6 protein-coding genes, 3 tRNA genes and 1 pseudogene are annotated in these 9,393 nt (G+C 46.6%); 1 reads left to right on the forward strand and 9 read right to left on the reverse strand.

Annotation, left to right across the window (positions count from 1 at the left end):
* Positions 1 to 417: 417 nt before the first annotated feature.
* The 4 genes from ACFSOY_RS20315 to ACFSOY_RS20330 all read right to left on the reverse strand — a co-directional run bounded on the left by ACFSOY_RS20315 (position 418) and on the right by ACFSOY_RS20330 (position 2,173).
* Positions 418 to 494 (reverse strand) — tRNA-Pro (locus ACFSOY_RS20315).
* A 49-nt stretch (positions 495 to 543) separates the two neighbouring features.
* A tRNA-His gene (locus ACFSOY_RS20320) sits at positions 544 to 619 on the reverse strand.
* 19 nt (positions 620 to 638) lie between these two features.
* Positions 639 to 714, reverse strand: a tRNA-Trp gene (locus ACFSOY_RS20325).
* A gap of 427 nt (positions 715 to 1,141) precedes the next feature.
* Positions 1,142 to 2,173 (reverse strand): AraC family transcriptional regulator, encoded by a 1,032-nt coding sequence (locus ACFSOY_RS20330; protein WP_386049682.1) that lies wholly within the window; start codon positions 2,171 to 2,173, stop codon positions 1,142 to 1,144.
* 164 nt (positions 2,174 to 2,337) lie between these two features.
* Between ACFSOY_RS20330 and ACFSOY_RS20335 the strand changes: the two genes are divergently transcribed.
* Entirely contained in the window at positions 2,338 to 2,919 is a 582-nt protein-coding gene (locus tag ACFSOY_RS20335) for an NAD(P)H-dependent oxidoreductase (RefSeq protein ID WP_386049683.1), read from the forward strand.
* 302 nt (positions 2,920 to 3,221) lie between these two features.
* Here the strand turns inward: ACFSOY_RS20335 and ACFSOY_RS20340 are convergent, their stop codons facing one another.
* The 5 genes and pseudogenes from ACFSOY_RS20340 to ACFSOY_RS20360 all read right to left on the reverse strand — a co-directional run.
* A complete protein-coding gene (locus ACFSOY_RS20340; protein ID WP_386049684.1) occupies positions 3,222 to 4,112 on the reverse strand; it encodes a GNAT family N-acetyltransferase in 891 nt (296 codons plus the stop codon).
* 683 nt (positions 4,113 to 4,795) lie between these two features.
* The gene (locus tag ACFSOY_RS20345) at positions 4,796 to 5,788 is read right to left on the reverse strand and encodes a DUF1835 domain-containing protein (RefSeq protein WP_386049685.1); all 993 of its coding nucleotides are present in this window, start codon (positions 5,786 to 5,788) and stop codon (positions 4,796 to 4,798) included.
* Positions 5,789 to 5,853: 65 nt separating this feature from the next.
* Positions 5,854 to 6,246 (reverse strand): RNA polymerase sigma factor, encoded by a 393-nt coding sequence (locus ACFSOY_RS20350; RefSeq protein ID WP_386049686.1) that lies wholly within the window; start codon positions 6,244 to 6,246, stop codon positions 5,854 to 5,856.
* A gap of 263 nt (positions 6,247 to 6,509) precedes the next feature.
* On the reverse strand, positions 6,510 to 7,703 hold the full coding sequence (locus ACFSOY_RS20355) for an MFS transporter (RefSeq protein WP_386049687.1): 1,194 nt from the start codon (positions 7,701 to 7,703) through the stop codon (positions 6,510 to 6,512).
* A 594-nt stretch (positions 7,704 to 8,297) separates the two neighbouring features.
* Positions 8,298 to 8,378 (reverse strand): annotated as a pseudogene (locus ACFSOY_RS20360) (transcriptional regulator); the annotation flags it as partial.
* Positions 8,379 to 9,393: the final 1,015 nt, after the last annotated feature.

Genomic DNA, 9,393 nt, shown 5'->3' on the forward strand with positions numbered 1-9,393 from the left:
GTATCTTGACTCGCATCTCTCTTCGTAACACTCGTTTAGTTTTCAAGGATCAATCGTTTTGCTCTTTTGCATCAACCGCTCTCTCGCGGCGACAAGAGATAATGTATCACATCTCATTCAGCGAAGTCAACAGTAATTTTTCTCTGTGTGAAAACCTGATAAAAGATCGCTTGGCACGTATCAAACCGCACCGATCAAATCGTTCGTCGCTCGCGGCGACAAGAACAATCTTATCATGCCCCAACACCTCGCTCAATCTCACAGACCAAACAAACCGAAACAAAATTCATCCTTCCCGATCTCCATCATCTCTTTTCTCCCGCCTGCTTAGAATCGCTCACAGGATCGGCTCACTTCTTAAAATACAAAAAAACCGCGGCCAGGCTCTTCAAAAAGAACCTGACCGCGGTTGATGTGTGGTCGGAATGCAGGGATTCGAACCCTGGACCTCACGCTCCCGAAGCGTGCGCGCTACCAAGCTGCGCTACATTCCGTGATAATGATACGCCTTGTCAGAGGCTAAACTGCGAATCATGATAAAAATGGGGTGACCGATGGGAATCGAACCCACGAGTGCCAGAGCCACAATCTGGTGCGTTAACCACTTCGCCACGGCCACCATCTCTTGCAAGGTTGTTTGGCAGGGGCAGCAGGACTCGAACCCACGACATTCGGTTTTGGAGACCGACGTTCTACCAACTGAACTATGCCCCTGTGCGTTTTCCAACAGGACTTATCTTATCACGTCTGCTCGATTCGCTCAATAGCAAGTGTGAAACAAAACGAAACGATTTTGCTCATTTTAAGAAATGAGGACTTCACCGAGCCCGCACTTTCCCTTTAGCTGCGCAAAAATCTGCCTTTCAAACGAATCACTTCCCCTTTACCCACGATCCCTCATCGCGTGCCAAAAAGCGTACAAGTTACGCCGCATCCTCGCACAGACCGAAGTATCCAATCGTTCATCTCCCGCGAGAAGTCGAGACTTATGTGCTCACATCATACCAGCAGACCGTCTGAAGTCGTTCCGCTTCTCGCACCACAAGCCAATACCAACCTGAGTCTGAATTACGTCGCTTTTTACAGCTTTGGCTCATTCGTCCCTCTCCGTAAATCAGGGAAGAATGAGCCATCGAGTTTCTTAGGAAGAGGTTCGAAGTGTCTGATCGTGGTGCGCGTCGGCTCGATACTGCCCCGGTGTTACACCCGTCCACTTCTTAAATGCGCTTTGAAATGCACTGGGCTCCGAAAAATGGAGCAAATATGCGATCTCGCCGATCGAATACTCTCTTTTTTTCAAATAAATCATCGCCATCTCCTTGCGGGTTCGGATCGACAGCTCATTGTAGGAAGCGTTCTCTGCCTTCAGTTTATTTTGAAGTGTTCGCATACTCACTCCGAAGTTTTCAGCCGTCTGCTGCAAGGTCGGGAAATGGGATGGCATACATTTTTTCATCCACTGAACTACCTGATCTGAAAACGCACTCACATGGGTCAACTCATCCCTTGTTTCCTGTGCAAGAGTCTCAAATACTCCTAACAGTCTTGAATCGGAGTACATCACCGGATGTTTCAGCACGTCTTTGCTCATTCGCAATAGATTGTCTTTCTCACCAAACCGGGGGACTCTCCCAAACACCGACACGTAAGGTTGAGTATCCGTTGGCGCATCATGTGCAAATTGAATCTCATGCAAGGAAATGCGTTGATTGCTGAGTTTGCCGATCAAATGGTACAAAGAGCTCGCCAGATCCTCGATGCAATGACGAGACATTTGACCGAGATGTTGTATGGACAGTCGAATCAGGACGTCGTTTTCTTCCACTTCCCATTCTAAATTGAACGCGTTGCACAGAATCACATTATATCTTTGGTAAGCGGTCAGCGCATCGACAATCGTTTTGGAATGCAACATGACATACCCGAGAATGCCCAAATCGACAAGCTCCGTAATCTGTCCCTGATGCAAGCCAAAATGATCATCTTTCGTGTAGTTTGCAGCTGCGATCATCAATCGCTCCAATTCCTCTTCGTTAATGCGGGCCTCCACATCTTGTAACTGACTGCTTTCAAACGAAGCATAGCTGAAAAATTGATCGATCTCATATCCTTTGTGAGCAATTGCCTTCATGATCGGATAGACCAGGGAAATTGCAATTCCTCGGCTCTTCAAGTCTCCATTCCTCCTTGCGCGAATCCGCAAGATGATTGCGCTGTTGATCATTCTTTTATGTTTAACTTCGTTCTATGCTTAGTTTCAAGTGTTACAACAACGTATTATATCGCAATCATTCTTGAGGGTCAGTGACCATCGGAGCCAAATAGGAGGAAATGACGATGAAATCGAACATTCTGGTGATTAACGGACATCCAGACCCACAGAGCTACTGTTCAGCCTTGTCCGAAGCTTATCTGGAGGGTGCCTTGGCCAGCAATGCGCAAGTTCGCTCTATCGATCTAAGCAAGATCGAGTTTGACCCGAACCTAAAGTTTGGTTATCGCAAAAGAACAGAACTTGAGGAGGATCTGATCGAAGCGCAGAAATTGATCCTCTGGGCGGATCACCTTGTCTTTGTCTATCCAACATGGTGGGGGGCGATGCCGGCCATCCTGAAAGGGTTTATCGATCGGGTCTTTCTGCCCGGTTTCGCATTCAAATATCGTGAACATTCTTCCTTAGTGGATAAGCTCTTATCCGGCAAATCCGCACATCTGATCGTCACCACAGATGCTCCACCCTGGTACAACAAGCTGGTATACAAAAATGCAGAATACAATGTGATGAAACGCAACATTTTGAAGTTTTGCGGAGTAGCACCTGTACGTGTTACCGAGATTGGGCCGATCCGGGGGTCATCGGAGACATTGCGAGCCAAATGGTTGGCTAAAGTAACGCAGCTTGGGTCAAAACAATCCTAAGCACTCCCCCAACAAACTCCGCAGAATGATTCATACCGACCGCTCAGAAATTGCTAGGTACGTCCGCTTGGCCTTCCCTAAATTATTCATCCTGATGGAAGCATTGGTCTGAACTAGACGAATTGGGGCCGAAAGCAAGCACGCGTGAATTGGGGCAGATCTTCCACCGCGCAGGGCATTCGCTTCCTCTGCTTGCTCGTACCCTTGCACAAACAATCATTTAAACTCAACAAGCTGGTGTCCGTACTCGACCGGCCACCAGCTTGTTTTGTAGTAATGTATAGCTCCTCCCATCCTAAGAACTATGCATGAGAGGTGAGCGGAAATTTAACAGGCTTTCTTGCATTCGCACATGACGGCAGCACAAACAACGTATCATCCGTTTCTGTCACCAAAGTTGACCGGATGTTCTCATTGTCACTGTCTGGTACGAAGTGAAACTGGATAAACTCCGTCTTTTCAGAAATGATACGACTGACCACTTTCTCTAAATCGATTTTCCTCTTGCTTACGATATCAAAAACATGCAGTACATGATCTTCTTGTTCAAATAGAAGTATCACATCCTCATTTTGATCGTAGTAAAGGGCATCACGAAAAACAAGAATAAAGTAGAACATCAACAAATGCTCATTGCCCTTCACCCCAAGTGTTGACGATACGGGAATTCTTTCAGTTGCAAACTCCTTCATCAGCTCAAAGTCCGCCAGATTGTCAACATCTAGTTTGCGCAGAGCTGATCTCAGTGCAACTTCCTTTTTCAAATCAGATACTGCCAGACTGTAACTGCTCTCCAGGACCTTTTGAAAACCAAACTTCGGATAAAAGTCCAACACAGTTTCATTCGCAAACAAGTAGATCAACTCATATTCCTTCTCGTATTTTTCAATGACATGCTTCATCAGCTTAGTTGCCAAACCTTGATTCCGATAATCGGGATGAGTCATTACCGTTCCTATCTGGATCGCTTTATATTCTTTACCACCTGACGTCAAAACCATCTTATTAACTGAAGCATTTGCAATGATATGTTCCCCGTCCACAAACGAATAACAGATATAGCTGTCGTTCCAGAAGCCCCGATCATACCATTCGTTGAAATCCAGCCCAAATGTTTGCTTTGCCAGATCAAAAAAGCTCTTTCTTAATACTTCCACTTGCCTGTAGTCACTGACCAGCCGATACTCTCTCATCTTAATTCCCCCATCTTAGCGTGACTTTTCCTTTTGCTGAACGAGTCGATATCCACGCCTACAACTGCACCAACCGATTTCCAACAGCGCTTCAATGATCTCCGGCAAATAACGTTTTCGTATTTGCCTAGCTGGGTTTCCGCCAACGATTGTATGTGGCTCCACATCTTTTACAACTACAGACTCGGCTTCTATGATGGCTCTGTGCCTATTTGTCTAACAATCACAGGCAACACTTTTTCAAATTCATGGTATTTTGCCGATCGATCATCATAAAATTCCACGAAAAAAGGCTGCGAATGCAGACGCACTCACAGCCGGATCGACCATAAAACACCACAGCTTCATATAACAAAAAAGCCTTGGATGAACTTGTACTTTGCGCACAAATAAAATCACAGTTCATCGTGGTTTCCAGTCTTGTGACTCCAACATGAGTAATCTGATCTGCCGGGAATGGACACACCACCCCCTATTGAGCTCCCTGTACACCAGGCAGCGTCCGCATTCCATATCCTTTTGTTAGGGATTAGGAAGCAATCAGATTGCGCATGTTCGAACTGGATACCACCTTTCTTTGAACTAAAAGATGTTGATTTTCTCTATTATATGGGAATTTCCCAGGTTAGACAACCTAGGTTGCTGCATCTTCGAAGTTCTCCTCTTCCATACCATCACTCAGTTCAAACGATCGATTCCTCCTGCTCGTCCCAACGCCATACCCGTTCCTTCTCCAGAAGATGAACCCCGCCAAGCCAGCAGTCGATCATGTTGACAACTACCCAGTCCTCTTTTCCGTCTTGAACACGTCGACCTGTATCTGTCAGTAGAATGCGACGATGGCGGAAGTCCTCTGAAGGATCGATATAACTGGGAATAGCAGCTTCCGCGCCATCAAAGCGTATCAACGGTTGTGTTCCTGATGCCATTTGTTTGAGAATCCACCAATATTGAAGGTCGCCCATACCAAACTCGTGAAGCTCATCGCTCACTTGCCAGAATAGCTCCATCGGTTGGTTCAGACCCTGGGCGATAAACTCCAGTGTAGTCCGTTCCACTTTCCCAAGTCCATCTTGCACCGAGGGAAAGCGTGATAAATGAAAGCGAAAGGCATTCCGAACGAATGGCAAAGCGGAACTATCCTCCTGCAGCAGTTTCGCTAGCCCGCGTGGATCGGACGAGGTAAAAGCTTCCCAATACGCCCGGCCTACTTCCAACTCTCTCCGCTTAACCAGATGCCACGTTCCCGATAAGGTTCCCATCTGCTCAACAGACAGTTGGCCCAAGCCGCGAAAACGTTCGATGCCGGTAAAATCTCCGATGCATAGCAAGTTTAGCCTCGTTTGCCCCATTTTTTGTTTTGAAAACCAATAGAGCAAGTAGCATAACATCGTTTGGTCAAACAGGTCGTGTTCAAACCATAATACGATTTCATCATAATCCTTGAACCTACGCAGTTTTTGCTCCTGCGATTCGCAGCCTTCGATGTATTCCTTACGCGGGATACCCATTGCCTTCTCCAAATAGTCAGCTCGGACAGACCTAGCAGCAGGATCGGACGGATCTAGAAAAACGGGGCCTTCCGAATAAATCTCCCTCCATACGAGGACGTCCCCCGGAACAACACCTTGTTTCAACTTCTCGGCTACGATATCGCCGTTTACGATGTGCAGCATTCGTGTTCCTCCTTCATATAGTTCTTGGAACGCAGAGATGAAGTCAGCGACAGGGAGAGAAGCTTTCAATTTACGCCGTGCGTCATACAACCTTTTTTCAATACCGAGACTGGCGTTCCCAAGTAAGCTGAAATCTCGGCCAGCGAGTAGCCATGAAAATAAAATAACAGATTTGCATAAGAATTAAACGGAACGAGAGAATGACGCTTGCGTCGCATGATCCGGTTACATTGACGTATGACGATTCGCTTCAACCAGCCGGGAAAGGCACTCGGTTCTCCCAGCTTGGGCAAATGCAAAAATGCTTCGGTAAATGCCTCTTGCACGGCATCCTCGACCAAATGCGGATCAAACAATCGTTCATAGGCTACGGCAAACGCCATATCTTTGAATCGGAGTACAAGTTGTCCGAAAGCATCAGGCTCTCCTCTTTGCGCCAACACGACCCATTCTTGCATACTGCTCTTCCTTTCAAGCGTTCTGTATATAAGTGCCGTTTTGATCGCAAAAGGTTACGATAATCTAAGAAAAAAGCTGCGGTATAGATTACTCCCATACCCAGCTTTTTTGCACGTATGAACGAAGCTGTACGACCAATCGAGTAGAAAGTGGCGACTAGCCCTGACCTGTCACCCCACCGTACACACCGTTCGGTATATACGGTGGTTCATGTTGTGGAACGAAGTACGTCAGATCGTTCGAGCAAGCTTTTAAGCCCTTCTCAGGCAGACTTTCTGCTTTGGCCTTGCCATACGAAAAACATGACGAAAGCAACACACAAGACGATCGCGGCGAATGTATACGGAAGATTAAGATTCAGGTCTAATAGGATACCTCCTACAGCCGGCCCAACAATAATGCCCAGGCTTGTGTATGCGGAATTCATCCCGGCAACAAATCCCTGATTTTCCCCCGCCATTTTCGAAAGTAACGTTGTCACGGCAGGACGAAGTAAGTCGATCGAAAAAAAGACAATGCTCGTCACAACCATAATGCCCCAGAAGTTACTAACGAATACCGTAGCAAGAATGAACGCTGCAGCCATCAGCAACAAGATAAGAATCAATTTTTTCTCGCCGTACTTGTTTACCAACTTTTCAAAGAGCGCAATTTGTACAACCACTCCGAAAATAGAACCTACAGTAATAATTACCGATATATCTCTGACTGTAAAACCAAACTTCAAGTCAACAAAGAGGCTGAAGATCATTTCATAGGCTGCCAACCCAAAAGAGAACACAAAAACAATGAGGAACAGCACAAAATAAGCGGAGCGGAATGACTTTTTTATCTCCTCAATGAGACTGGCTCTTCTTTTTTCGCCTCTGTTTTTCTCAAGTTGTACTTTCGATAAAGATTCCTTTAAGACGAACAATGATACAAGAGCTGCTGCGAAAGCGAGTCCTGCAGCGAAAAAGAACGGCGCACGTATGCCTAGTTCAGCAATAAATCCACCTACACCGGGGCCAATGATGAAACCGCCACTGATGGCAGCAGCCTGATAGCCCATGATTCTTGCTCTGTCTTCTAATGAAGTTAGATCCGCTATATAGGTGATCACGGCCGGCATAATGAACGCATCGCTAATCCCCCCTAAGATTCTGGATAGAAACAGCACCCAAACTTGGTCTCCGAAACCAAATAGCAATTCCGAAAATGAAAACAGAAATAGTCCGAGTACGATCATCTTTTTTCTGCCGACAGTATCAACCCAAACACCGGTAATCGGAGATGCTAAAAGTTGTGCAAAAGCAAATGAAGAAATCAAGAGGCCCACGGTTTCCCCACTTAAATGCATTTCTTTCGCAAAAGAGGGCATGACCGGAACGACAAGTCCAATCCCTACATAAGCAATAAACAAATTAAACAAAACCAACCATAATGATACCTTTTCATTGCTGATAATACGCACGATGTTCCACCACTATCTCTCTATAAATTGATTCGATCAGCACAAAGTTCAAGTGCTTGGTTCTATTTACGGTCCTACCTCTATGGCGGTGTCCATCAGCCGCCGTCATGCCCTGCAATCGCTTTTGTTATTATAAATTGGACGAAAGTATCTGATCAAATCTCCTTTGGGCATATAGCTGATTCTTTTCGATCGGTTTCCCATCTTTGAGCACAATGCTGAATATAGGGAGATGCGCACCAAGTTGTCCAGAAGATGATCAGCGCAAGAAGTCTTTATTGCTCTGACCAATGACGAGTCATGGTGTTCATCTCCTTTTCTAGGTATTTAGAATCTCGCACTTCAAAGATATATTATAGCCACTGTTGGCTAAAAAACTCCAATTACATGGCACCCCTTCCCCTTGCATTTTCCCGATCAAAAGGGACTTACGCGATAAGTTGCCCGAGGGAAACTCAGTTCGTGCAGGGGAGGGTTGAATATATCAGACGTCCTCTTTCATTAGCGTTTCCATCTAAGTTTTGCTTCAAAGACAGAGCCCTAGCCGCATTATAAACCTTCATATCATGTAAAGCTCAACTTCTTTTGTACTTATCGATTGGCTCCAGATATTGACTCTATCATCCCTGCTTTCACGAGCCTCGTCAGAATTTCGGAAAGATAGGTTGGTGAAACGCTTTTGGCTACTGTAAATTGCCTACAGTACAGCACTATCATGCCAGCACCCGGCAGGCATTGTTATTAGGATGGGTATGATACGACGCCTGCTGTAAAGATCGATCGACCTCAAAGAAACCAATTTATCAGAAGCTGCTACAAATACGAAGAACGGATTCAATTGTTTGAGACGCCTAGCGATGTCCTACTCGCTCAGAACCCTGCGCTCCAAATACCATACTCCGGCGCTTCTCCGCTCTGCTTCGAACGCGGCACCTCTTCTATGTCCTTATCACAGGCAAAAGAAAAAACCAAGTTCCCTCAGATCGAGCCTCATCTTGCCTCACAGCGTCTTACTCTTCCAAAACGCCACGGTTCACCTACCATCTCTCCACTTTCGCCCCGGTGGCTCTCCGCTCCATTTCAAACACAGCACCTTTTCTAGCGCCCTTTCGCGTACAAAATTACAAAGACCAACTCTCTTCACGCCACGCAGCAGCTTGCTCTTGCAGAACGCTACGATTCAAATACCACCTCTCCACTTTCGCTCCGGTGGCTCTCCGCTCCGCTTCGAACGCGGCACCTCTTCTATTCCCTTTTCGCATACAAAAAGAAAAAGACCCGATCCTTCAGATCGGGTCTCATCACGCCTAGCGGCGACCTACTCTCCCAGGACCCTGCGGTCCAAGTACCATACCTTCGCTTTCGCTCCGGTGGTTCTCCGCTCCGCTTCGAACGCGGCACCTCTTCTATTTCCTTTTCGCATACAAATAAAAAAAGATCCAGATCTCTCAGATCTGGATCTCGTCTCGCCTAGCGGCGACCTACTCTCCCAGGACCCTGCGGTCCAAGTACCATACCTTCGCTTTCGCTCCGGTGGTTCTCCGCTCCGCTTCGAACGCGGCACCTCTTCTATTCCCTTTTCACATAAATAAAAAAAGACCCGGATCCTTCAGATCGGGTCTCATTACGCCTAGCGGCGACCTACTCTCCCAGGACCCTGCGGTCCAAGTACCATCGGCTCTGCGGAGCTTAA

It is taken from the genome of Tumebacillus lipolyticus (assembly GCF_042682745.1).
In the GTDB taxonomy this organism is placed as follows: domain Bacteria; phylum Bacillota; class Bacilli; order Tumebacillales; family Tumebacillaceae; genus Tumebacillus_A; species Tumebacillus_A lipolyticus.